The sequence below is a fragment of the Suipraeoptans intestinalis genome (assembly GCF_009696485.1).
GTDB classification, from domain to species: Bacteria; Bacillota; Clostridia; order Lachnospirales; family Lachnospiraceae; genus Suipraeoptans; species Suipraeoptans intestinalis.
In genome coordinates, this window is record NZ_VULY01000018.1 from 619,373 (window position 1) to 641,544 (window position 22,172).

The following is a 22,172-nucleotide window of genomic DNA, read 5'->3' on the forward strand; positions in this document are numbered from 1 at the left end:
CTCCTTATTCTGCCAGAGACTTCACGATCTGATCTACCACCTGATTAAGTTCCTCTTCCCTTTGTCTGGGAAGCACCGATTTCAGCGAAAGCATTTCACCCAGTACGGTCATCTCTTTCATTTCCTCCAGTTCTTTCGCCATACCTTTTCCTGCAGACAGCGCCCAGCTTCCGTTCTCGATCAGAACCACCTTCCGGTTCTTGACCGCCAGTGCTTTCATATCCGTCAGGAGGTTCTCCATTGGCGGGAACATGCCTGCGTTGTAGGTTGCGCTGGCCAATACTACGTGGCTGCAGCGGAAGATCTCTGAGATCAGTTCTGACACATGTGTGGAGGATACGTCGTATACTGCCAGGTTGGAGACTCCCGCGTCCGCCAGTCTGACTGCCAGAGCGTCCACAGCCCTTTCCGTATTGCCATACACAGATCCGTAGATCAGGACCACACCTTTTTCCTCCGGCCGGTAACTGCTCCATGCCTGATATTTCTCTATGAACCAGTCCAGATTGCTCCTCCAGATGGGGCCGTGCAGAGGACAGATCTTCTCCACTTCCAGCAGCGCCACCTTTTTCAGCACGTTCTGCACCTGTATTCCATATTTCCCCACAATGTTTGCATAATATCTTCTCGCATCATCCAGCCAGTCCCGTTCAAACCGTATCTCGTCGTTAAAGATGGAGCCGCTGAATGCACCGAACGCGCCAAAAGCATCCGCAGAAAACAGCGTCTTGTCCGTTACGTCGTAGGTCATCATCACTTCCGGCCAATGTACCATGGGTGCCATGTAAAACCGCAGCGTATGTTTTCCCAGAGACAGCTCTTCTCCTTCTTTCACCGCAACGGCCCTTTCCGTCATATCCGCTTCATAGAACTGTCCGATGATCTGGATGGCCTTCGCTGTTCCCACCACCTTCATATCCGGAAAACGGGACAGAAACTCGACGATCCCGGCACAATGATCCGGCTCCACATGATTGACCACCAGATAATCCAGCTGTCTTCCATCCAGCAGGTAATCTACATTTTCGTAAAGCTGTCTTGCCACCGACTCGTCTACCGTGTCCATCAGCACCGTCTTTTCATCCTCAATAAAATACGCATTGTACGCGATCCCCCGGGGAATCGGAAATAAATTTTCAAATCTTTCAAGTCTGCGATCACTGCTTCCTACCCATACAATATCTTCCGTTATCTTTCTGGTACTTTGCATTTCTTCACACTCCTATAATCACTTTTCTTCCGGTTACATGGGACTTCCCATAAAGCACACTCATTATAGCACAGTTCACAGGAAGTTGCACTTCCAAAAATTCCCCGAAAAAGCGCCGTTTCTTCATCCTTTTTCACAAGCTTCGGCCTGATTATTTGTTCTTTGGAAATGTGATCCGGATCCGGGTTCCTGTCCCCTCCCGGCTCTGCAGACAGATCCTCCCCTCGTGTACCAAAGCTCCGTGCTTCACAATGGACAGACCAAGTCCTGTCCCTCCGCTTTCCTTGGATCTGCTTTTATCCACCCGGTAAAACCGTTCAAAGACTCTTTCCTGATCTTCTTCCCGTATTCCGATTCCTGTATCCTTTACCTGTAGAAACAGTTCCTCCTCACTGCTGCCTGTCAGGACGGTCACCTTGCCTCCTTCCCGGTTGTATTTGATGGCATTTTCACAGAGATTAAACAGCATTTCTTCCAGCACCATCCGAATCCCTGTAAAGGCTGCCGTCTCCCCCAGGACTTCCAGCGTGATCCCCTTCCTGTCTGCCAGAGGCTTCAGTCTCTCTGCCGTCTCCTTTGCGATCTCCATAAGATCCACCGGTTCTTTTTCCATCTCCGAGCCGCCTTCATCCAGATGTGACAGCTTCATCATGTCGTGGATCAGAGTGATCAGCCGTCTTGCCTCGTGATAGATCCGGCCCGAAAACCGCTCCACGTCTTCCTTTTTTACCATCCCTCTCTCCATCAGCTCTGCGTAGCCGGAAATAGAGGTAAGGGGCGTTTTCAGTTCGTGGGACACATTCGCCGAAAATTCTCTGCGGATCTTCTCTGCTTCTTCCTTTTCTTTGTTCCTTCGATCCAGACTTTCCAGAAGCGGCACCAGTTCCTCATAGATCTGATTTTCCAACGGATGCTCCAGATCCATGTGATTGATGGGCCGGATCAGTTTTTTCACCTGCCACTGGGACAGAGCTGCCGCCACCAAAAACATCAAGGCCCCTACCGCTCCCATGGCCGGAAGGATCTTCAAGGAGGTCTGCAGGACCGTGTCCATATTTTTGGAAACCCGCAGGATCTGCCCGTTTTCCAGGAGAACGGCGTAGTACATCATCTCGTTTCCCAGCGATCTGGACCGTCTTACATCCGTTCCCTCTCCGTGTGCCTTCGCTTCCACCACCTCTTTGCGGCCTGCATGGTTTTCCTTTACCTTGCTTTTCTGCGAATCATACTGCACCGTTCCGTCTGAATCGATCAATGTCACCCGGGTCCTTCTCTCCACCCGGTCCATCTGCTGCAGATGCTCTGTTCCAAACAGCTCCACCGTCCGTCTGATATAGGCCGCCTCCTGTGCCATATCTTTTCGTATGACATCCATTGTCTGGCGGTACATGACCCAGGTAGTGCAGCCGCAGGTGATGATAAGGGTGACAAACACGATCAGTATCATGCTTTTGCGCAGCCTTTTCTTCATGCTTTTGTCCTCTTTTCTTCTTTCCTAGCTCTCCATCTGCTTCCGACTGTTGATACGATATCCCACTCCCCGTACTGTTTCTATCATACCTCCTGCTCCCAGAAGCTTCTGTCGCAATGTCCGGATATGTACGTCCAGTGTCCTGGTCTCCCCTGAAAACCCGTAGCCCCAGACGGATTCCAGAAGCTGTTCCCTGGTGTGAACCGTATCCGGCTGTCTCATCAGATGTACCAGAAGCTGATACTCTTTCAGCGTCAGGGTAATTTCCTCTCCTTCCAGCCTTACTTCATGTTTTTTCCGATCCACTTCCAGATTTCCGATCCGCAGGAGTTCTTCCTTTTCTGCTCTTCTTGTTAGCCGCCGCAGGACTGCCCTGATCCTAGAGATCAGTTCCATCATCCCGAAGGGCTTCGTGATATAATCGTCCGCCCCTGCATCCAGACCGACCACCTTATCGTACTCCTCTCCCTTTGCCGTTACCATGATCACCGGAATATCCCTCCACCTCTCGTCTGTTTTCAGCCATCTCAAAACGGAATATCCGTCCTCTCCCGGCAGCATCACATCAAGCAAAACAAGCTCTGGCAGTTCCTTTGCCAAAGCTTTTCTGAATGTTTTCGCATTTTCAAATCCTGTTGCCTGAAACCCCGTGCTTTCCAGGGTATAGACCAAAAGCTCCCGGATGTTCCTGTCATCCTCCACACAAAAAATCATGCCTTCCTCCTTCTGCTTCACAGGCCATGTCCCCCGCCTTATCCGTTAGGGTTCCGGTGTACGCCGGTAATGGAGAACTCCACCCAGGCGGAAATATTGACAGCATGATCCGCGATCCTTTCCAGATACTTTATGATCATCAGAAGATCCACGGCAAATTCCCCGTTTTCTCCTCTTTCTTCAGCGATCAGCTCCACCAGCCGCTCCCTGTTCCTGGTAAACAGCTCATCCACCTCATCATCGGCCTCCATGACTCTCCGGGACAGCTCCAGGTCCTTCGTCACATAGGCCCGAACGCTGTCATTTACCATTTTGGCGGCCTTCTTTGCCATCTCCCGGATCCCCTCCACGTCCACTGCCCCTGTAAACTGGCCGGACAAAATGATCTCTCCGATATCCGCCGCCTGATTTCCGATGCGGGACATGTCCGTTACCATCTTCAGCGCCGCCGATATCTGCCGCAGATCTCTTGCTACAGGCTGCTGCTGCAGCAAAAGCTTCAGGCAGAGTCTTTCAATGTCTTTTTCCATCTGCGAGATCTCTTCATCGAGCTCCATCGCCTTCCTGCCCTGCCGATAGTCGCCTTCCCAAAGTGCGCAGACCGCTTTGTCAATGGCAAATCCGCACAGATCTCCCATGTCGGTCAACTGCTCATTCAAGTATTTTAGCTGCATTCCGAATCTGTCTCTCATCTTACCCAAACCTCCCTGTGATATAATCCTCTGTTCGTTTGTCCGAAGGCATCGAAAACAAGGTTTCCGTGTCTTTGTACTCGATCATCTCTCCCAGCAGAAAGAAGGCTGTATGGTCCGAAATGCGAAGCGCCTGCTGCATATTATGGGTAACCATGACAATAGTATAGTCCTTCTTCAGTTCCACTGCAAGGTCTTCTATCCTGGCCGTAGAGATGGGATCCAGAGCAGACGTAGGCTCATCCATCAGCAGAACCTCCGGCTCCACTGCAAGCGCCCTGGCGATGCAGACTCTTTGCTGCTGTCCTCCCGAAAGCCCCAGTGCACTTTTTTTCAGCCGGTCCTTGGTTTCCTCCCAGATCGCTGCATTCCGCAGGGATTTTTCCACAATGGCGTCCAGTCTGCTTTTGGATCTGACTCCATGTGTCCGGGGACCATATGCCACATTGTCGTAGATGCTCATAGGAAACGGATTGGGCTTTTGAAACACCATTCCCACCCGCTTTCGCAGAAGATTTACGTCCGTATCCCGGAAAATGCTTTTTCCGTCCAGCTGTACCTCCCCCCGGATCCGACATCCCTCCACCAGATCATTCATCCGGTTCAGGGTTTTTAACAGGGTGGATTTGCCACACCCTGACGGCCCTATAAAGGCTGTGATCCGATTGACCTCCACATCCAGATTGATCTGTTTCAATGCCTGAAATTCCCCGTAATGCAGGTCCAGATTTTGAATCTTTATTTTATTCATGTGCTACCCTCTGTCTTTCATTAATTTTTTTGCCACAAACACGGACAGGCTGTTGATCCCCAGTACAAATACCAGCAGTACCACCGCCGTTGCATACGCCTGATCCATATACAGTCCCTCGCTGGCCAGACTGTACATATGCACTGCCAGCGTCCTGCCTGAGTGCAGAATGCCTTTTGCGATGTGAGGCACCGTCCCCGCCGTATAGATCAAAGCTGCCGTTTCTCCCACGATCCTTCCTGTTGCCAGAATGATGCCCGACAGGATCCCCGGACCTGCGCTGGGAAGGATCACCGCAAAGATCGTCCGGATTTTTCCTGCTCCCAGCCCAAAGCTTCCTTCCCGGTAGGCGTCCGGAACGGATTTTAACGCCTCCTCCGTCGTCCGCAAAATCAAAGGCAGGACCATGATGGACAGGGTGCAGGACCCTGAAAGAAGAGAAAATCCCCAGTCCAGATAGGACACAAAAAACAGCATGCCAAACAGTCCGTAAATAATGGACGGGATTCCTGTTAAAGTCTCCGTTGTCAGCCGGATCCAGTCCACAAACCTGCTGTCCTTTTTGGCATATTCCACCAGATAGATCGCTGCTCCCACCCCCAGGGGGATCGCCACCACAAGGGCCAGACCGATCATTTCCAGGGTATTGATCAGCGCCGGAAAAAGAGAGGCATTTTCCGTGGTATAGGTTATGGCAAACAGGGAAGGCTTCAGATGAAAGATCCCCTTCCAAAACACATATCCCATCAAGCAGAACAGGGCTCCGAATGTGATCAGCGCCGAGCCCCCTACCAGAAGCATCAACAGGGCAGATCCCGGCTTTTTTCCGTACATTTCTCCCTGCTCTTTCAAAAAACCGGCTACACTTTTTTTATGTTTCATGGCGACTCCTTCTCTTTAGCAGGGCTACCTGCCCATTCATGATCAATATAAACACAAAGAGGACGACTCCCGTCCCGATCAGGGCTTCCCTATGCAGGTCTGTGGCATATCCCATTTCTATTACGATATTGGCCGTCAGCGTCCGTATGCCGCGGAAGATCCCGTTTGGCATCCTGGCCTGATTTCCCGCCACCATGATCACCGCCATCGTCTCGCCGATGGCCCTTCCGATCCCCAGCACCACTCCTGCGATCACTCCCGACTTTGCTGCCGGCAGCACCGCTGAAAAAACAGCTCTTTCCTTTGTCGCTCCCAGCGCCACCGCCCCCTCATAATAGAAGGAAGGAACGGCACGGATCGCTGCTTCCGAAACTCCGATCACCGTAGGAAGGATCATCAGTCCCAAAAGGAAGGATGCCGTCAGGATGCTGTTCCCATTTCCCGGATATCCCATGGCCCGTCCCATCTGCCTGATCCAGGGAACCAGCACCACCAGCCCAAAAAAGCCATACACCACCGACGGGATACCTGCCATCAGCTCTGTGGCGGATTTCAGCGGGCGATAGAGCCCCTTCGGACAATAATAGATGAGAAAAACGGCTGTGAAAATCCCGATGGGGATTCCCACAAGCGCCGCTCCCGCAGTTACATACAGACTGCCCAGTATCATAGGAAACAAACCATACCTGTCATTTCCCGGTCTCCATACCTTCCCCGACAGGAAATTACCCACTCCTATTTTTTCAATGGCCGGAATCCCCTTGGCAAACAGAAAGATACAGATCAGCGCCACCGCCAGGATGGAAGTTCCGGCAGCTGCCAGAAACAACAGCTTCAGGCCTTTTTCTCTGCCTTTTTTCTTTTGCATCTATTCGTCCACCTCACTCCAGGTATATGCCTTTCCCGTAAAGATGTCTTTTACCTGCTCCTTCTTCAGTTCTGTGACAGGATTGGACGAATTGACGATCACTGCGATCCCGTCTGTTGCAAGGACTTTTGTCTCCACACCTTTAGATGTTTCAGAATCCTTCAGTTCTCTGGAGGCCATTCCGATGTCATAGCTTCCGTCTATGGTCGAAGACACTCCTGTGGTGGAATCTGTGGTCTGCAGTTCCACATCAACCTTGGTATTTTTCTTCTCATAGGCTTCTGCCAGCTTTTCCATGACCGGAGATACAGAAGAGGATCCTCCCACCACCAGCTTTCCCTCCACGCTGCCCGGCTCGTAGGGCTTTGCGTCATCCTCCGGTATGTATCCGTTTTCTTCTACGACCTTCTGCCCTTCCTCACTGAGTACAAACTGTATAAAATCATTCACAAGCGGATTCGTTTCTCCTTCCTTCACCACCAGATTGAAGGGTCTGGAGATCGGATAGTCTCCCGACTTTACCTTGTCCGTCGTAGCTTCTGCTCCATCGATCTTTACCGCCTTCACTTTATCATTCAAGGCTCCCAATGACACATACCCGATGGCGTATTCGTCTTCCTCTACCGTTGTCAGCATGACCGATGTACTGTTGGTGATCTGCGCCTCGTCCGTGGTCTTATCTACTTTCTCCCCGTTTTCCTCTTCCTCGATTTCAAACAGTTCCACAAAAGCTCCCCTGGTTCCGGAGCCTTCCTCCCTGGATACCACAGAAATATCCATTTCCTTATCCCAGTTTCCTGCTTCCTTCTGGTCAGATCCTTTTCCCTTACATCCTGCCACGAGCATCGCTGCCAATCCGATCAGAGCCACTAATTTTCCATACTTTTTCATCTTTTTCCTCCTTATGTCCTTCAGGATCCGGCGGTTTTTATCCACCTGCACCGCATCCTGTCATCCGACATCTGGTTTTTCGTTACAGTTGTATCTTAAAGGAGCAATGTTAAATCCAAAATCCTGTTCCTGTTAAATCTTTGTAAAATCCATCTGTTTTGACAGGTTTTTCCTCTTCTTCCATTTAGCGATAGAATCTGTCCCCCCTTCTGTGCTATAATAGGAACAATCGGAAATTCGGAAAGGTGAGGACAGATAGCATGTGGATTGCAGAAAATTGGAAGGATTATGAGGTATTGGATTGCAGAAAGGGAGAAAAACTGGAAAGATGGGGCGACTTTCTCCTGGTGCGCCCGGATCCTCAGGTCATCTGGGAAACTCCCAAAGCCTGCCGGGGCTGGGACCGTCCCAACGGCCATTATCGTCGCAGTAAAAAGGGGGGCGGTGAATGGGACTTCTTCCAACTGCCCGACCAGTGGCAGATTCGCTATGGTTCTCTTGTTTTCCATCTGAAACCTTTCAGTTTTAAGCACACCGGCCTTTTTCCGGAACAGGCGGTAAACTGGGATTGGTGCCAGAGTCGGATCCGCCAGGCAGGAAGACCGATAAAAGTCCTGAATCTGTTCGCCTATACAGGAGGTGCCACCCTGGCCGCAGCTGCAGCCGGCGCCAGCGTCACCCATGTGGACGCTTCGAAAGGCATGGTGGGATGGGCAAAAGAAAATGCCGCTTCCTCCGGACTTTCAGACAGACCCATCCGCTGGCTGGTAGATGACTGTATCAAATTTGTGGAGCGGGAGATCCGCCGCGGCAACCATTACGACGCTATCGTCATGGATCCCCCCTCCTATGGCAGAGGCCCAAAGGGGGAGATCTGGAAGATCGAGGATGCGATCCACCCTCTGATCCGCCTCTGTGCGCAGCTTCTGTCTCCTGAACCCCTGTTCTTCCTGATCAATTCCTACACAACAGGTCTTGCTCCTTCTGTACTGACTTACATGTTGTCTGTAGAATTGAAGGACAAAAAAGGGCAGGTAGATGCCCAGGAGATCGGACTGCCGGTTTCTTCTTCCGGGCTGATCCTCCCCTGTGGCGCCTCCGCCCGCTGGGAATGTTTATAATTTTTTGTTTTCGTAACATTTGTTACAGAAATAAGCCTTGTTTTCCTGTATCCTAAGAGCAACCTTAAGACGACAAAGAAGGAGGGATCGTATGACAAGATTTTTTAAAGATACAAATTCATCAAATATTTTTAACCAGCTGACAAATGCTCCTGTAAACGGTGATCTTGCCCTAACGGAACTGACTGCTAATACGACGGACGCGGCGCAGGAAAAGCATGTGCCTGAAGTTACGGTGGAAGGCAATCGCGTGGAGGTCTGTGTCGGCTCCGTGATCCATCCCATGCTGGAGGAGCACTTTATTACCGGCATCTACATCGAAACAGAACAAGGCTCCCAGTACAAAGCCCTGAACCCGGGAGAGGAGCCAAAGGCAGTCTTTTTGCTGACGGAAGGCGATCGGCTGATCGCTGCTTATGAAAACTGTAATCTTCATGGATTATGGAAGAAAGAACTATAAATACACACAAGAGAACTGGAGGAAATGACAATGAAAAAGTATGTATGTGAACCATGTGGCTATGTTTATGATCCTGAAGTAGGCGATCCGGATGCAGGAATCGCAGCAGGAACCGCTTTTGAAGATCTGCCGGAAGACTGGGTATGTCCTCTTTGCGGCGTAGACAAAAGCGCATTTGTTGAGGAATAAAAAGATCTGAAGGATCGTTTGTTCCTGCTTTTACAGAATCGTTGAGATCATTAAAAAAGAGTTTCTTGCGGGACCGTTTTACCACTTCCCGGAGAAACTCTTTTTTTATCCTTTTCTTTTTTACTCCTTTTATTTTTCTGCCCTTTGCACTCTTCTGCGTTTCTATTCCTCCACCTTGTCTATCTCGTCCTGTAAACGTCCAAAATCTAGGATCGCAATACGCCCTCTTCCCTGGATCTTCAGTACACCACATTCCTGCAGATACGATAATTCTCTGGAAAGAGAAGGTCTTGTAGTATTCAGATGGGCGGCCAGCTCTTCCCGCTTCATCGTCAGCTCTACCTGGGGATTTCCTCCGCTTTGCTGCATCAGATAATAGGATACCCTCTGTCTTAAAGTCCCGCAGGTCAAAAGATACAGCTTTTTTGACATTTGATCCGCCTCGTTGGCGAAGATCCTCATCATGTTGTAGATGATCTTTTTATGATAGGCACAGTTTTTTGCGCAGGTGCTGTAAAAAAAGTGGCTGGAAACCGACAGGATGGTCGTTTTGGTTCTCGCCAAAGCATAATACTCATAGGCGGAATGCTCCAAAAACAGATCCTTCTCTCCAAAGCTTTGCCCCTCTTTCAGATATTCCGCATAATTCTGTCTGCCCATGGCGTTGACCTGTCCTAACAGGACATTTCCCTTCAAGATGAAGTAGAGCTTCCTGGGCACGTCCTCCTGACAAAAAATATACTCATTTTTTTTATATTCCTGTACCACCGATCTGGAACATCCCATGCTCCGTGTGATCTCCTCTTCTGACAAGTCCCGAAACAGACTCAGCTCCTTCATTTTCATACCTTGTCCCTCTTTCATTTCCCGATTTCCTTCATGGTATAGTACCGGCTTTCTTCTGTCAATTCCCTTTTCTACCGCATTCGACTTTCATGTTTCCCTTTTTTATTTATTTATATTTTCTATAACCTATAATCGAATTTTTGAATAAATAAATTGTTTTCTTTTATTTTTTTCTATTATTCACAGAATATTGCTTGAATTTTCCTGTTATTTTTGCTATCATACGAATAGAAAATACGGCGGACAGACATTCTGTCCCAAACGCAAAGGAGCAGGAGGATCTATCATGAAAAAGAGACTGGTAATGCTGTTGGTCGCTGTTTGCTTCAGCGCCATGCTGTTTAACGGATGCAGCAAGGATTCTGAAAAGAAAGAAGAAACCAAGACAGAAACCACAGAAGAAAGCAAAGACGAAGCCAAGGCGGAGGATTCCAAAACAGAGGAAAAGCCCAAGGCTATGGGAAGCGCAAAGGACGGAAATGAAGTTTCTGTAGAAACCGTTTCCATGAAGCTTGTGAAAGCAGTAGAAGAAGGCGGCTACACCATGGTAAACACCGAAGAGTTAAAATCCTGGGTGGATAACAAAGAGGACATGATCCTGATCGATACCATGCCTGCTGACCATTACAAAAGCAAACGGATTCCTACTGCCGTCAACGCTGAGCTCCCTGTTGCCTATGCCGATGTGACTCCGGAGCAAAGAGAAGCCTTTGTCTCTCTGCTGGGCACTGACAAAGATAAAAAAATCGTTATTTACTGCGGATTTGTAGGCTGTGAACGCTCTCATGTGGGCGCTTTGATCGCGAAAGAAGAAGGCTTTACAAATGTAGTAAGACATCCCGGCGGAATCATCGCCTGGATCGACGCAGGATACGACATTGAATCCGACGACTAATCACTCACAGTGTGTCCCTATTTTTAGGCTCTCCCGATCCGGGGGAGCCTTTCTCTGTCCTTGACAGTTCTTTTTCGCCGTCCTTGGCAGCCCTTTCTCTCCCGTTTGACTTTCTCTGTAAAATCCTTTACCATCGAAAGAAAACACACCATAGAAAGATGAGGATACTGCAATGAAATTAATGATCGCTTCTGATATTCACGGTTCGGCCTATTACTGTCAGCAACTGGTTGCGGCCTACCACCGGGAGCAGCCGGACAGACTGCTGCTTTTAGGTGATCTTCTGTATCATGGGCCACGAAACGATCTTCCCCGGGACTATTCCCCCAAAAAAGTGATCTCCCTGCTCAACCCTTTGCGCAGCTCTGTATTGTGTGTGCGGGGCAACTGCGAAAGTGAAGTAGATCAAATGGTTCTGGATTTTCCTATTCTGGCAGACTATGCCTTTCTGGAAATCAATGGACACACCATTTTCGCCACCCATGGCCATCTGTTTTCTCCGGACAATCCGCCTCCGCTTAAGGCAGGCGATACTCTCCTGTGCGGACACACCCATATCTCCGCCAATCGGGATATGGGGGGATGGTACTACCGCAATCCCGGTTCCGTCTCCCTCCCGAAGGAAGGTTCTTTTCATGGGTATATGGTATTGGAAAAGGATTTTATCTGGAAGACGCTGGAGGGAACGCCTGTAAAAGTGTAGCAATATTTCATCAGAAAAAGAGACCTGCTGTTCTCTAAATGCCAGCAGATCTCTTTTTTTAGTCAGGTAGCTGATGCCCCTGCAGCTCATAATAAAACATATACTGCTGCAGGATCCCCTCTATCCCTTTATACTTCCGTTTGGGAAATCCCCGCTTATACTGTCGCTTTAACGCCTGTAAAATATGGGTATCTTTTGGAAAGGCCTCCAGGTGATGCAGGGCAAACAGGCAGATGCAGTCTGCCACCTTGTCTCCTACCCCGTACAGCTTCAGCAATTCTTTTTTTGCTTCCTGGTAAGAAAGCTGTGAAACAGCGGAAAGATCCACCTCTCCGCTGTATACGGATTTTGCCGTCTGCCGGATATATTTGCTCCGATATCCCAGCCCGCAGCCTCTCAGCTCCTCCACACTGAGTCCTGCCAGCGCTTCCGGCGTGGGAAAAGCATAATATGTTTCGCCCTGTGGCCCCTCTTTTGGCTCCCCGCAGGAAGCGCAGAGCGTCTCAATACATTTCCTGATCCGTTTGATGTTATTCTGTTGTGAAATCAAAAAGGAAATGATCATCTCCCACAAATCCTGTTGCAGGATCCGGATGCCTCCGCCCAGACGGGCCGCTCGGGTAAGGTACAGGTCCTTCTCATCGATCCGGTCGATACACGCCTGATAATCCCGGTCCAGATCAAAATAAGGCTCCCAGTATGTTTCAAACTCCTGCGACGTGCAGCCAAAGCGACAGACCTCCTTTTCCTGTTCCATCTCCAGATATCGATCTCCTGCAACCAGGATGTAACTGCCTTTTCCCCTCTCTTTCATACGAAAGCACTGTCCGGACCGGCAGATTTGAGACAGGCTGAAATTCTTAACGGTTTTCTCTATCATAATGACGTCTTTAATCCTTCTATGATCCGGATCCACTGTTCCTTATTTTTAGCCCCCAAAATGACGTCTCCCACCTGTTTTCCTTCCTTGTCCACAAAAATTGTTGTAGGCACCACATTGATCTGTGACAGGATGCCGGACGTCAGATCTTCCGATGCAATGATCTGCAGATAATCTGCCTGTGTCTTCTCTACGATCTCCTTTGCGGTAGCGTCCTGCACCTCGCTGACGTCGCTGACCAGACCAACGATCTGCAGCCCCTTCCCCGCATATTCCCGACTGATTTCTCCCAGCTCGGGCATTTCGTTGATGCACGGTCCGCAAAATGTCCCCCAGATATTTACCATGGTCAGATCTGCCTGCTGAAACAGCTCCTGTGTCACATCCTCCCCCTCCAGGGTCTTGGTCTGAAAGGTTCCAAATATGACTTTGCCATCCTGTGCCGTACTATCCTTTGCATCACTTTCCACTTTTGTTTCTTTGTTCGCACTGTTTTCTGTCTGCTTTCTTCCGCAGGCCCCCAGGATCAATCCACCTGTTATGCCGATCAAAAGCACGACTGCTGCCCATTTTTTCCTCAATGTTCTTCCTCCTTCTGACTGTTTTGACTGTTGACAAACCTGCCGGAAATACGAGACGCACCGCGCACCCTTCCCTGCTGCAAAACTACGACAGTCTATACTCCCGCTTTCTTACAGATATCGTTCAGGCAGCACCTGTCGCAGTACGGACTGGTTCTTGCCGTACAGACATCCCGGCCGTGGAACACCAGGCGGTGGCAAAAATCACTGCCCTCTTCCGGCGGTATGATCTTCCACAGTTCCATTTCCACCTTTTTCGGTTCCCGGATCCCTTTTACCAGACCGATCCGGTTGACCAGCCGGATACAATGGGTGTCTGTTACGATAGCAGGCTTCCCATACACGTCTCCCATCACCAGATTCGCGCTTTTTCTTCCGACTCCGGGAAGCTTTAAAAGCTCTTCAAAGGTTTCGGGGATCCCTCCGTTGTATTGTTCTTTCAATATCTTCATACAGGCGCTGATGTCCCTCGCCTTACTGGCTCCCAAACCGCAGGGCCTGACAATTTTTTCTATTTCACCGACCTCTGCTTCTGCCAGCGCTTCCACCGTCGGAAATTTCTCATACAGTCCTTCTACAACTACGTTTACTCTTTCGTCTGTACACTGCGCTGCCAGACGCAGGCTGACAAGGAGCTTCCATCCTGCATTATAATCCAGTGTACAGGTAGCATCGGGATATTCTTTTTTCAATCGTTCGATCACTTCTATTGCCAGTTCTTTTTTTCTCATGATTCCTCCTGTCACTTTGTCTGATCCTGGTATTATAACACAAAACGACCGGAAATCAAACACGGTCGCTTTGTGAATCGTCGTTTTGTAAATCGTCATTCTATGGCAGTTCTCCCCAGCGTTTTGTGATAGGACGTCTTCTTTTCTCTGCCAAAACGTTTCTGTCGTCGAAAGAAACGGCGTCTCTTTTCAGGACAGCCTTCCGCTTTCCATCTCATAGACCACATCTGCAATCTGCATGGTAGAGGCTCTATGAGACACCAGTACCACCGTTTTCTTCTGTGCCGACTCCTTCAGGGATTTCAGGATCATTCCTTCATTCAGGGAATCCAGGTTGGAAGTAGGCTCATCCAGCAAAATAAGGTCAGTGTCGTGCAGGAATGCCCTGGCAATACCGATCCTCTGTTTCTCTCCGCCGGATAAGGTGTCGCCAAGTTCCCCTACTTCCGTATCATACCCTTTGGGAAGGCTCCTGATGAAATCATGGACGGACGCTTTCTTCGCCGCCTCTATGATCTCTTCCCCGGATGCTCCCGGCTTTGCAATGGCAATATTGTTTGCAATGGAATCATGAAACAAATGCGTTTCCTGCGTCACATAGCTTTCCATGCTTCTAAGGCATTTTGTAGGGAGTTTTCTTACATCCTCCCCGTCTACAGACACGCTTCCTTCTTTTACATCCCAGAAGCGCATCAGCAGTTTCAAAAGGGTCGATTTTCCGGAACCGCTTGCTCCGTGGATCCCCGTGATCCTGCCCGGCTTCCATTTCAGGGAACAATGCTCCAGAATCACGTCCTCCTCATATGCAAATGTCACATCCTTTGCCTCTGCCCCTGCAAACTCCTGTTTGCGCTCTCTGGCGTCCTCTTCTCCCGGAATCTCCTCTGTCATCGGAGTTTCTTCCAGCAGGGAAAGAACCCTCTCTCCACTTGCCAGTGTCTGATTCAGATTGTTGGAAAGGCTGGATAATGCCACCGTCGGCCCAAAGGATCCCATCATTGCGATCGTGCATGTCAGGATCCCTTCAAATCCCATCTCTCCTCCCGCATACAGCCACACCGTCAGCGCCAGCATTCCAAAAGAAGCCGCCAGGATCGTCAGGTTTGTGAAGGACCGCTGTGAGCCTTCCATCCTGCTTAAAGCTTCCTGCATATCCGCAAGCTCCTTGGAGCGCTGCGACAGCTGTTCCTTCCTCCGGTCTCCCTGTCCGTACCGGATCGTCTCATCCAGACCGCGAAGAGAATCCAGCACGAAGCTGTTCAGTTCCCCGAAGCCGGTTCGAAATTCCATGCCTCTTTCGCCTCCACGCCTGCCGTTCCATACGGGGATCACGGCCCCGACCAGCAGATACGCCGACGCGGCAAGCAGCCCTGCCATCCAGTGATAGTTTCCGATAAACAGAACCATGATCAGTGACGTCAGTGTCGCGATGGCGATCGGAGAGATGGTGTGCGCATAGAATACCTCCAGCAGTTCGATATCTGTCGTGATGAGCGAGATCAGATCCCCCCGGTCCCTTCCTTCCAGCTTTGCCGGACACAGCTTTCGCAGAGCTGCAAATATCCTGTGCCGGATGATTGCCAGTAGCTTAAACGCAATGAAGTGGTTGCAGTACTGTTCTGCGTAATGGAGGATCCCGCGAAGCACCGCAAGCAGGAGCATTCCCGTAAGAATAGTTTTCACCGGAGTAAAAACCAGCCACATATGTTTTACCGGAACGCTCATTCCTGCCGCGCCTGTCAAAAGTCCGTGTACCACCACCTGTCCGGCCAGGATCGTCAGGAAAATGGCGCACAAATACCCTGTCGTCCCAAAGAGGATCGCCGCCAGCATAACATGGAGCAGCGGCTTTACCAGCCCTATCAGGCTCCCCATGATCCGAAGCGCACTCCTGCGGTTTTGAAAAACACCGGAAGTATCTGCCTGTGTCCTTGTTTTTCCTGTACTCATGCGCCGCTTCCCTCCTTTCCATACTGTTCCAATGCCATCTGCCTGTCGTACAACTGCCTGTATGCACCGTCCGCCTGCATCAACTCTTCGTGGCTTCCATTCTCAGTGATCCTTCCGTCTTTTAGAAAGCAGATCCGGTCAGACTTCACAACATTTGCCAGCCGGTGGGAGATCAGCAGGACTGTTTTTGTCTCTGCGATTTTGCGGATCACATCCATGATCTTCTCCTCACTTTCCACGTCAATGTTGGAGGTGGCCTCATCAAACAGATAGATCTTTGCTTCTTTCAGCAGGGCTCTGGCAATCGCCAGTCTCTGGCGCTGCCCTCCGGACAGATTACTTGCCCGTTCCGGCAATTTTGTCTGTAAGCCCTCCTGCGTCTGTAAAAATCCCAGAAGATTTACCTGTTGCAGGACATCCTTCATCTCCTCTTCCGTCGCATCCGGGTTTGCCATGCGCAGATTTTCTTCTACCGTTCCCTTAAACAGATAGCTGTTGTGGCAGACGAATGCCATCTGCTTCATCCACTCGTCTTCACACACCTGGGCAAGGGATGCTCCTCCGATGGTGATTTCTCCGGAATATCCCCGGTTTTTCCCGGCAAGAATCCCGGCAACCGTGCTTTTTCCACAGCCGGATTCTCCCACCAGTGATACGAAGCTTCCTGCAGGAAGTTCCAGATCTACCCCCGCCAGGATCTCTCTGTCCTTCTCATAGGAAAAACGCACATCTTTCAGAGAAATGTCCCATGGCTCATCCGGCAGGGCACATTTTCCTTTTTGCGGCTCCGGCAGATCCAGGATCCTGAAAATCCTGTCGCTGGCCGCCATCCCATTCATGGCAATATGAAAAAACGAACCAAGCAGGCGAAGAGGCAGGAAAAATTCACTGGCAAGCAGGATGATGCACAAGGTTCCCGATATGCCCGTTTCCCCCTTCAAAAATTCTGATACCGCCACCGCCATTCCAATGGCTGCGCCGCCGTAGGCTATCACATCCATCACGCTGGTAGAATTCAGCTGCATGCTCAGCACCTTCATGGTGATCCTGCGGAAATTCTGTGATTCTGCGTCCATCTCGTCCGCCTTTTGCCGGTCTGCCTGATAGATCTTCAGGGTGGTCAGTCCCTGCAGGTTTTCAAGAAAAGAGTCTCCCAGTCCCGTATAAACGCTCCAGTACCTGTTCAGCAGCCTTTTTGCCAGTTTCTGTACCACCACAATGGAGACAGGGATCAGCGGCACACAAAGCAAAAGGATCCCGCTGGCTCTGAAGCTGATCCTGCAAAGCACGAAAAACAGAGTAAGGGGTGCGACCAGGCTGTAAAACAGTTGCGGCAGGTATTTCCCAAAGTATGTTTCCAGTTGTTCTACCCCCTCGGTGGACACCTGTACCACCTCAGAGGACGGTATCTGCTCGCTGTAGGACGCTCCCAGCCTCAGCATTTTTCCATAAATCTTTTCCCGCAGGACCTGTTTTACATCTACACAGGCCAGATAGGAGGATCTTGCCCCCATCCGCTCACAGACAAATCGGATCCCTGCCACCAGGGCCAACGTCAGTATCGTGCGCTCTATCACAGGTATCGTCACTGTACGGTATGCGATCCGTTCCAGCAGTCCTGCAACGGAGAAAACGGCCAGTACCTGTGCCAGAAGCGCCGTCCACTGCCACAGAACCGTATATGCGATATACTTTTTTGCATGGGACAGAAGTCCCACCAGTCTTGTTTTGATCATATGCTTTCCCTTGTTCTCTGTTTTTTCTTGTTTTTTCCTGTTTCTTTCTTATTTCTTTCCTGCTTCTTTTTTCAGTCCGTTAAAAGCCGGACCGAAGGACAGATCCTGTTTCAGGACTCTCCCTCCGGTGTTTTCTTTTCCGGTTTTACCGTCTTTACCCGCAGGGAAAAATACAGCAGATGGCATACCCATACCACCACAATACAAAGTCTTCCCACCGGTACCTGCTTCATGCAGAGAAATCCAATGGCCATCACCGCCGTTACCATCCCGATCATCTTGCACTTGGTTTCTATCGTCATTGCTTTTTTTTGAACAAAACTGTCCAGATGCTTCCGGTACAGCTTCGTTCCTACAAACCAGTCATGCAGTTTTCTTGAACTTTTGGCAAAGCAGACCAGCGTTGCCAGATAAAACGGAGCTGTTGGCAGGATCGGAAGCAGGATTCCTGCCGTACCAAGCCCCAGGCAAAAAAAGCCCAGCGCTATCCACACTATTCTCAACGGATTTTTCATCTTTTTCCTCCCCGGTGTCATTGTCCTCCTCCTGTTTCTGTCCTTCTACACCGCCAATACAAACTTACCTCCGGCAACCTTTGTCACTCCAAGCTCAATTCCATACAGTTCCCGGATGCTCTCTTTTGTGATCACTTCCTCCGGATCTCCCTCCACCAGCACCTGTCCGTCTTTCAGTCCGATGATCGTATCCGAGTAAGCGATGGTCTGATTCATATCATGCAACACCATGACGATCGTCATCCCAAATTCCCGGTTCAGTTTCCGGATCAGCTGCAGGATCTCGATCTGATATCGGATATCCAGGTAAGTCGTCGGTTCATCCAAAAACAAAAGCCCGGTTCCCTGACAAAGTGCCATGGCGATCCACACCCTCTGACGTTGTCCTCCTGAAAGTCTGTACACCTCTTTGTTCCTGTAGGTTTCCAGATCCGTCACCTCCAGCGCCCACCGGATCATTCTCGCATCTTCCTCGCTTTCTCCCTGCATCATCCTTTTATGGGGCGTCCGCCCGAATGCCACCAGCTCCTCTACGGTAATATCCTCTGCCGCAGTATTGTACTGCCAGACGACAGCGGCTTTCCTGGCCAGCTCTTTCAGGCTCAGATTCTGGATATTCTTTCCCTTCAGGAAAATATTTCCCTTTTTCGGATACAGGTTTTTCGTCATCAGAGAAAACAGTGTGGATTTCCCGCATCCGTTTGCCCCCATGATGGTTGTGATCCTTCCCTCCCGGATTTTAAAGGACACACCTTGAAGCACCTGATTCCTGCCATACGCAAAGTGCAGATCCCGTACCTCCATGGCCGGCTTATCCGCCCATTTTCTTTTTTTGTCGTCTCTTCTTTCCGCCTCTTCCACAGGAACAGAAATTCCTCGTTTATCTTCCATATTTTCCGGACCTCCTTAACAGGATGATAAAAAACGGTCCTCCCGCCACACTCATGATAATGGATGCCGGCACTTCATAGGGAACGGCGATACTCCTTCCTATGGTGTCTGCCAGCAAAAATGTAAATGCCCCCAGCAGCGCACTGAACGGCAGCAATACCTTATGATTCCTTCCTACCAGAAGCCTTCCGATATGGGGGACGATCAGACCCAGAAAGCTGATGGCTCCCACCACCGCTGTGGAAATGCCTGCCAGCAATACCGCAGTCAGAGAAATGAGGATTCGCATCCTGTTCACCTGGATCCCCAGACTTCTCGCCGTCTTATCCTCCAGCGCCAGCAGGTTGCACGTCTTTGCAAACAGGACCGCCAGCACCAGCCCCGGGACAACATACGGAACCAGGATTCTTACATCGTCCCAGGTCTTCATCGTGATGTTGCCGTTGACAATGGCAGCCACTCCCGACATATTGCCGCCGTTCATCGCATTCAGGGCACCGGACAGACCGGTAAACATGGCGTTTACCGCCACGCCTACAAGGATGATCCGAAGGGGGCTTAATCCTCCTTTCCAGGACAGGCTGTACACAAGCGCAAAAGCAATCACGCCCCCCAGAAATGCAAACAGTGGTACAAAAAAGAAGAAAGCAGGTGCAAATGCCGTGATCATCACTGCCGCAAAGCCTGCGCCGCTGGAGATCCCGATAATCCCCGGATCGGCAAGCGGATTCTTAAGCACCGCCTGAAACAGTACGCCGGATACTGCGATCGCCGCCCCTGCCAGCAAAGAGAGTACGATACGCGGAAACCGCAGGTCATAGATTGTTGCTACCTTCTCATTATATGCTGTAAATAATCCTTTCGCCAATTCCAAAAAGCTGACTTTCAGGCTCCCGATATTGACTGCCCCAAAGAACAGCGCCGCCAAAAGCACCGTCATCACGACAAATGAAACAGCCGCTTTTGCCGTCCGGCTCTTCGCCTTCGCCTGCCCGGATGGATCTTTGGCTGCCTTTCCGGAAGTGTTTTCCAACACCGTTTCTGTCATCCGCTTCCCTCCTCCCTATCTGCCGTCCTTCTGTTCCTCATAGATTTCCGTCGCCTTGGAATCCTTTGCTTTCTTCTGTGCCCCGTCGCTGTTGTCCCTGGCTTTCTGTGCATCCGCCTCACTCTCCGGATACAGGATCGGCTGCAGTTCTTCCAGCGCCTGCGGATATCTGAACGTGGCGCTCATACCGAAATATTCATAGGTCAGGTCATAGACCCTGCCGTTTTTGACCGCTTCAAAGTGCTGCCAGATATCATTTTCTGCAAAGTCCTTCTGGAACATTTCCACCACCTGATCCGGAAGCGCATGGGCAGCCCGCAAAATAATATCCGGTTCTTTGGTCTTCATATCTTCGGTATTGACTGTCAGAAATTCCTGTTCCTCATCGGAATACACATTCTCTCCGCCTGCCAGCTCCACCAGACTTCCCACGTAAGAATTTGGCGTTGCAATGATATAGGAGCCTGGAAGTCCCATCAGGATCATTACCTTGGGACGGTCTTTTCCCCGGTTCTTTTCCTTGTACTCTTTGTAAAATTTTGCAAACTCATCCACCAGTTTCTGCGCCTGCTCTTTTCTGTCAAAAATTTCTCCCAGTTCCTGAATGGAGCGGTACATCCCCGGTACGCTCCTGAGATTTAAAAACGCCCAGTCCGTATCGATCGCCTCGTATTTCGGCTGCAGATCCCCCTGTAAGGATATGGGGCTCAAGATCCAGTCCGGATCCAAAGACGCCACCGTTTCCATGTCCGGACTCATGGCTGTCCCCACGGTTTCCACATTTTTATACCGCTTTGGGATCGTGGATACCGTACTTGTGCACACGCCTGTCAGAGAAAGTTCCAGTTTGTCACAGATATCTGCCGTCGCCGGAGACGTTGCAATGATCCTCGGTTCTCTTTTCATGGACTGTACTTTTTTCTTCGCCGCTTCCACCGCTGCTTTTTCTTCCTGATCGTCGATCTTCAGCAGCATGTTTACATCGCTGTCTGCACCTGCAGCGTTCTCTGAAGAAGTTTTTTTATCGGAACCGGTCTTTGTTTTTCCCCGCTTCTGATCCACACAGCCTGCCAGAGACAGCAGCAGCACCAGAGCAAGAAAAAGAACGGCTGCTCTTTTCAGATAGTTATTCCCTGTCATCTTCTGCGCCTCCCCAACGTTTCCAGTTTCTACGGAAAACATACACGACGCCGGCTGCCGCCCCAAGCAAAATGAGGCCGGACACTACGACGGCCAGTGCGGTCTGAAAGATCCGGTTCCCGGAAGCGGCTGCTCCTTTCTTTTCTTTCACGTTTCCCGCCTTATTTTTTGCCGTGGAAAGACTCAGCCCTTCCGCAGAATCCAGGGCGCTGTCCCCCTTATTGGCAGAAGAAGTATTCTCTCCTCCCTTCGCTGCCTTCGTAATACTGCTTTGCAGCTTTTTCCCCGACGTAGCAGAGGAACTGCTTTTATCCCCTGCCTTCGCACCTGAAAGAGAAGAGCCTCCGGCTCCCAGACTGCCGCCTCCCGATGCTCCCGGCGTTTCTGCGGAGGCTTCCGGCCCTGCACCTCCGGTCGCCGCCTCTGTTCCATCCGAAGTCCCTGTTACCATTGTCGCGCGCATATCCGTCTGGTTTCCTTCCCTGTAATCGCTGGGGTACAGATAGAAGACCACAGCCCTTCCCATGGGATTGACATACATGGTCCCTCTGACAACGCAGTTTTCACTCGGCACGCGCATACAGATGTCTCCTGTCGTTCCGTTGCTGTCCGTACCGTTTCCTGTCACTCCCATTTCCGATGGAACAGACCATCCGGAATCTCCCACATTCTGCACCTGAAAACTATGGTTGCTGGTGTAGTCCATCAGACTCATGCGGATGGTCAGATAATAGGCGCCCTCCTCCGTCACCTCCAAAATCCCGTTGCCGTAGATGCAGCCTTCCACCATACCCTGACCGGTGGCATAAGCGCTTTCTCCGCCGGAATCTTCAATGACGCCTGTCACCGGATGCGCATAGCACCTGTTGACTGCACAGCTATACACCGTTCCTCCGGCTGCATACGCCTTTATCGCAGGAACGCCGACCGGCAAGGCAACGGCAAGCAGGAGTGCCATGATTACGGACAATATCCTTTCCTTTTTCCTTGTTACTCTCATTTTTTAT

Annotated in this window: 24 protein-coding genes; 5 read left to right on the forward strand and 19 right to left on the reverse strand. The window is 50.5% G+C overall.

The features are described 5' to 3' along the window. Positions 1–4 precede the first annotated feature (4 nt). The 8 genes from FYJ34_RS03640 to FYJ34_RS03675 form a co-directional block, all read right to left on the reverse strand. Complete coding sequence (locus FYJ34_RS03640; protein ID WP_154476331.1) at positions 5–1,210, reverse strand: FprA family A-type flavoprotein; 1,206 nt, start codon at positions 1,208–1,210, stop codon at positions 5–7. A 151-nt stretch (positions 1,211–1,361) separates the two neighbouring features. Next, the gene (locus FYJ34_RS03645) at positions 1,362–2,681 is read right to left on the reverse strand and encodes a sensor histidine kinase (RefSeq protein ID WP_154476332.1); all 1,320 of its coding nucleotides are present in this window, start codon (positions 2,679–2,681) and stop codon (positions 1,362–1,364) included. Between the two features lie 24 nt (positions 2,682–2,705). Next, positions 2,706–3,395, reverse strand: a complete 690-nt coding sequence (locus FYJ34_RS03650; protein WP_154476334.1) for a response regulator — start codon at positions 3,393–3,395, stop codon at positions 2,706–2,708. A 38-nt stretch (positions 3,396–3,433) separates the two neighbouring features. Then, the gene (gene phoU / locus FYJ34_RS03655) at positions 3,434–4,087 is read right to left on the reverse strand and encodes a phosphate signaling complex protein PhoU (RefSeq protein WP_154476336.1); all 654 of its coding nucleotides are present in this window, start codon (positions 4,085–4,087) and stop codon (positions 3,434–3,436) included. Position 4,088: 1 nt separating this feature from the next. Continuing rightward, complete coding sequence (gene pstB, locus FYJ34_RS03660; RefSeq protein ID WP_154476338.1) at positions 4,089–4,838, reverse strand: phosphate ABC transporter ATP-binding protein PstB; 750 nt, start codon at positions 4,836–4,838, stop codon at positions 4,089–4,091. Between the two features lie 3 nt (positions 4,839–4,841). Continuing rightward, complete coding sequence (gene pstA / locus FYJ34_RS03665; protein ID WP_154476340.1) at positions 4,842–5,720, reverse strand: phosphate ABC transporter permease PstA; 879 nt, start codon at positions 5,718–5,720, stop codon at positions 4,842–4,844. After that, positions 5,710–6,588 carry a phosphate ABC transporter permease subunit PstC gene (gene pstC / locus FYJ34_RS03670; RefSeq protein WP_154476342.1) on the reverse strand — a complete coding sequence of 293 codons (879 nt, stop codon included), beginning with the start codon at positions 6,586–6,588 and terminating at the stop codon, positions 5,710–5,712. The genes pstA and pstC overlap by 11 nt, the downstream gene beginning before the upstream one ends. Beyond that, complete coding sequence (locus FYJ34_RS03675) at positions 6,589–7,479, reverse strand: substrate-binding domain-containing protein (protein WP_154476344.1); 891 nt, start codon at positions 7,477–7,479, stop codon at positions 6,589–6,591. It abuts the gene before it with no gap. A 260-nt stretch (positions 7,480–7,739) separates the two neighbouring features. Between FYJ34_RS03675 and FYJ34_RS03680 the strand changes: the two genes are divergently transcribed. The 3 genes from FYJ34_RS03680 (at position 7,740) to rd (ending at position 9,249) form a co-directional block, all read left to right on the forward strand. Continuing rightward, positions 7,740–8,600 carry a class I SAM-dependent methyltransferase gene (locus FYJ34_RS03680; protein ID WP_154476346.1) on the forward strand — a complete coding sequence of 287 codons (861 nt, stop codon included), beginning with the start codon at positions 7,740–7,742 and terminating at the stop codon, positions 8,598–8,600. Positions 8,601–8,691: 91 nt separating this feature from the next. Next, positions 8,692–9,060, forward strand: coding sequence for a desulfoferrodoxin family protein (locus FYJ34_RS03685; protein WP_154476348.1), 369 nt, complete (start codon positions 8,692–8,694; stop codon positions 9,058–9,060). Between the two features lie 30 nt (positions 9,061–9,090). Further along, positions 9,091–9,249 carry a rubredoxin gene (gene rd / locus FYJ34_RS03690; protein WP_154476350.1) on the forward strand — a complete coding sequence of 53 codons (159 nt, stop codon included), beginning with the start codon at positions 9,091–9,093 and terminating at the stop codon, positions 9,247–9,249. Positions 9,250–9,411: 162 nt separating this feature from the next. On the opposite strand, the gene FYJ34_RS03695 is transcribed toward rd, so the two are convergent. Further along, positions 9,412–10,113 carry a Crp/Fnr family transcriptional regulator gene (locus tag FYJ34_RS03695; protein ID WP_235899214.1) on the reverse strand — a complete coding sequence of 234 codons (702 nt, stop codon included), beginning with the start codon at positions 10,111–10,113 and terminating at the stop codon, positions 9,412–9,414. 268 nt (positions 10,114–10,381) lie between these two features. Between FYJ34_RS03695 and FYJ34_RS03700 the strand changes: the two genes are divergently transcribed. Both FYJ34_RS03700 and yfcE read left to right on the forward strand, forming a co-directional pair. Beyond that, a complete protein-coding gene (locus tag FYJ34_RS03700; protein WP_206671419.1) occupies positions 10,382–10,990 on the forward strand; it encodes a rhodanese-like domain-containing protein in 609 nt (202 codons plus the stop codon). 172 nt (positions 10,991–11,162) lie between these two features. Beyond that, complete coding sequence (yfcE, locus tag FYJ34_RS03705; RefSeq protein WP_154476352.1) at positions 11,163–11,693, forward strand: phosphodiesterase; 531 nt, start codon at positions 11,163–11,165, stop codon at positions 11,691–11,693. A 58-nt stretch (positions 11,694–11,751) separates the two neighbouring features. Here the strand turns inward: yfcE and FYJ34_RS03710 are convergent, their stop codons facing one another. The 10 genes from FYJ34_RS03710 to FYJ34_RS03755 form a co-directional block, all read right to left on the reverse strand. Then, the gene (locus FYJ34_RS03710; RefSeq protein ID WP_154476354.1) at positions 11,752–12,573 is read right to left on the reverse strand and encodes a DNA-3-methyladenine glycosylase family protein; all 822 of its coding nucleotides are present in this window, start codon (positions 12,571–12,573) and stop codon (positions 11,752–11,754) included. Then, the gene (locus tag FYJ34_RS03715) at positions 12,570–13,154 is read right to left on the reverse strand and encodes a TlpA family protein disulfide reductase (protein ID WP_154476356.1); all 585 of its coding nucleotides are present in this window, start codon (positions 13,152–13,154) and stop codon (positions 12,570–12,572) included. Before FYJ34_RS03715 ends, FYJ34_RS03710 begins: the two co-directional genes overlap by 4 nt. Before the next feature lie 95 nt (positions 13,155–13,249). After that, positions 13,250–13,885, reverse strand: a complete 636-nt coding sequence (locus FYJ34_RS03720) for an endonuclease III domain-containing protein (protein WP_154476358.1) — start codon at positions 13,883–13,885, stop codon at positions 13,250–13,252. Between the two features lie 189 nt (positions 13,886–14,074). Continuing rightward, positions 14,075–15,835, reverse strand: coding sequence for an amino acid ABC transporter ATP-binding/permease protein (locus FYJ34_RS03725; RefSeq protein ID WP_154476360.1), 1,761 nt, complete (start codon positions 15,833–15,835; stop codon positions 14,075–14,077). Next, positions 15,832–17,571 (reverse strand): ABC transporter ATP-binding protein/permease, encoded by a 1,740-nt coding sequence (locus FYJ34_RS03730; RefSeq protein ID WP_154476362.1) that lies wholly within the window; start codon positions 17,569–17,571, stop codon positions 15,832–15,834. Before FYJ34_RS03730 ends, FYJ34_RS03725 begins: the two co-directional genes overlap by 4 nt. 110 nt (positions 17,572–17,681) lie before the next feature. Then, a complete protein-coding gene (locus tag FYJ34_RS03735) occupies positions 17,682–18,086 on the reverse strand; it encodes a YbaN family protein (RefSeq protein WP_154476364.1) in 405 nt (134 codons plus the stop codon). 45 nt (positions 18,087–18,131) lie between these two features. Then, a complete protein-coding gene (locus FYJ34_RS03740; protein ID WP_154478812.1) occupies positions 18,132–18,890 on the reverse strand; it encodes an ABC transporter ATP-binding protein in 759 nt (252 codons plus the stop codon). Between the two features lie 76 nt (positions 18,891–18,966). Then, positions 18,967–20,025 (reverse strand): FecCD family ABC transporter permease, encoded by a 1,059-nt coding sequence (locus FYJ34_RS03745; RefSeq protein ID WP_154476366.1) that lies wholly within the window; start codon positions 20,023–20,025, stop codon positions 18,967–18,969. A gap of 15 nt (positions 20,026–20,040) precedes the next feature. Further along, the gene (isdE, locus tag FYJ34_RS03750) at positions 20,041–21,165 is read right to left on the reverse strand and encodes a heme ABC transporter substrate-binding protein IsdE (protein WP_154476368.1); all 1,125 of its coding nucleotides are present in this window, start codon (positions 21,163–21,165) and stop codon (positions 20,041–20,043) included. Continuing rightward, the gene (locus FYJ34_RS03755) at positions 21,152–22,165 is read right to left on the reverse strand and encodes a heme-binding Shp domain-containing protein (RefSeq protein ID WP_154476370.1); all 1,014 of its coding nucleotides are present in this window, start codon (positions 22,163–22,165) and stop codon (positions 21,152–21,154) included. The genes isdE and FYJ34_RS03755 overlap by 14 nt, the downstream gene beginning before the upstream one ends. Between the last annotated feature and the right edge of the window lie 7 nt (positions 22,166–22,172).

What these genes read in the sequence shown, in the direction of transcription:
- FYJ34_RS03755 (WP_154476370.1), bottom strand. Translation starts at nt 22,165, where the DNA reads ATGAGAGTAACAAGGAAAAAGGAAAGGATATTGTCCGTAATCATGGCA.
- FYJ34_RS03730 (WP_154476362.1), bottom strand. Translation starts at nt 17,571, where the DNA reads ATGATCAAAACAAGACTGGTGGGACTTCTGTCCCATGCAAAAAAGTAT.
- FYJ34_RS03735 (WP_154476364.1), bottom strand. Translation starts at nt 18,086, where the DNA reads ATGAAAAATCCGTTGAGAATAGTGTGGATAGCGCTGGGCTTTTTTTGC.
- yfcE (WP_154476352.1), top strand. Translation starts at nt 11,163, where the DNA reads ATGAAATTAATGATCGCTTCTGATATTCACGGTTCGGCCTATTACTGT.
- FYJ34_RS03645 (WP_154476332.1), bottom strand. Translation starts at nt 2,681, where the DNA reads ATGAAGAAAAGGCTGCGCAAAAGCATGATACTGATCGTGTTTGTCACC.
- FYJ34_RS03720 (WP_154476358.1), bottom strand. Translation starts at nt 13,885, where the DNA reads ATGAGAAAAAAAGAACTGGCAATAGAAGTGATCGAACGATTGAAAAAA.
- rd (WP_154476350.1), top strand. Translation starts at nt 9,091, where the DNA reads ATGAAAAAGTATGTATGTGAACCATGTGGCTATGTTTATGATCCTGAA.
- FYJ34_RS03695 (WP_235899214.1), bottom strand. Translation starts at nt 10,113, where the DNA reads ATGAAAGAGGGACAAGGTATGAAAATGAAGGAGCTGAGTCTGTTTCGG.
- FYJ34_RS03725 (WP_154476360.1), bottom strand. Translation starts at nt 15,835, where the DNA reads ATGAGTACAGGAAAAACAAGGACACAGGCAGATACTTCCGGTGTTTTT.
- FYJ34_RS03650 (WP_154476334.1), bottom strand. Translation starts at nt 3,395, where the DNA reads ATGATTTTTTGTGTGGAGGATGACAGGAACATCCGGGAGCTTTTGGTC.
- pstC (WP_154476342.1), bottom strand. Translation starts at nt 6,588, where the DNA reads ATGCAAAAGAAAAAAGGCAGAGAAAAAGGCCTGAAGCTGTTGTTTCTG.
- phoU (WP_154476336.1), bottom strand. Translation starts at nt 4,087, where the DNA reads ATGAGAGACAGATTCGGAATGCAGCTAAAATACTTGAATGAGCAGTTG.
- pstA (WP_154476340.1), bottom strand. Translation starts at nt 5,720, where the DNA reads ATGAAACATAAAAAAAGTGTAGCCGGTTTTTTGAAAGAGCAGGGAGAA.
- pstB (WP_154476338.1), bottom strand. Translation starts at nt 4,838, where the DNA reads ATGAATAAAATAAAGATTCAAAATCTGGACCTGCATTACGGGGAATTT.
- isdE (WP_154476368.1), bottom strand. Translation starts at nt 21,165, where the DNA reads ATGACAGGGAATAACTATCTGAAAAGAGCAGCCGTTCTTTTTCTTGCT.
- FYJ34_RS03640 (WP_154476331.1), bottom strand. Translation starts at nt 1,210, where the DNA reads ATGCAAAGTACCAGAAAGATAACGGAAGATATTGTATGGGTAGGAAGC.
- FYJ34_RS03740 (WP_154478812.1), bottom strand. Translation starts at nt 18,890, where the DNA reads ATGGAGGTACGGGATCTGCACTTTGCGTATGGCAGGAATCAGGTGCTT.
- FYJ34_RS03675 (WP_154476344.1), bottom strand. Translation starts at nt 7,479, where the DNA reads ATGAAAAAGTATGGAAAATTAGTGGCTCTGATCGGATTGGCAGCGATG.
- FYJ34_RS03700 (WP_206671419.1), top strand. Translation starts at nt 10,382, where the DNA reads ATGAAAAAGAGACTGGTAATGCTGTTGGTCGCTGTTTGCTTCAGCGCC.
- FYJ34_RS03745 (WP_154476366.1), bottom strand. Translation starts at nt 20,025, where the DNA reads ATGACAGAAACGGTGTTGGAAAACACTTCCGGAAAGGCAGCCAAAGAT.
- FYJ34_RS03680 (WP_154476346.1), top strand. Translation starts at nt 7,740, where the DNA reads ATGTGGATTGCAGAAAATTGGAAGGATTATGAGGTATTGGATTGCAGA.
- FYJ34_RS03685 (WP_154476348.1), top strand. Translation starts at nt 8,692, where the DNA reads ATGACAAGATTTTTTAAAGATACAAATTCATCAAATATTTTTAACCAG.
- FYJ34_RS03710 (WP_154476354.1), bottom strand. Translation starts at nt 12,573, where the DNA reads ATGATAGAGAAAACCGTTAAGAATTTCAGCCTGTCTCAAATCTGCCGG.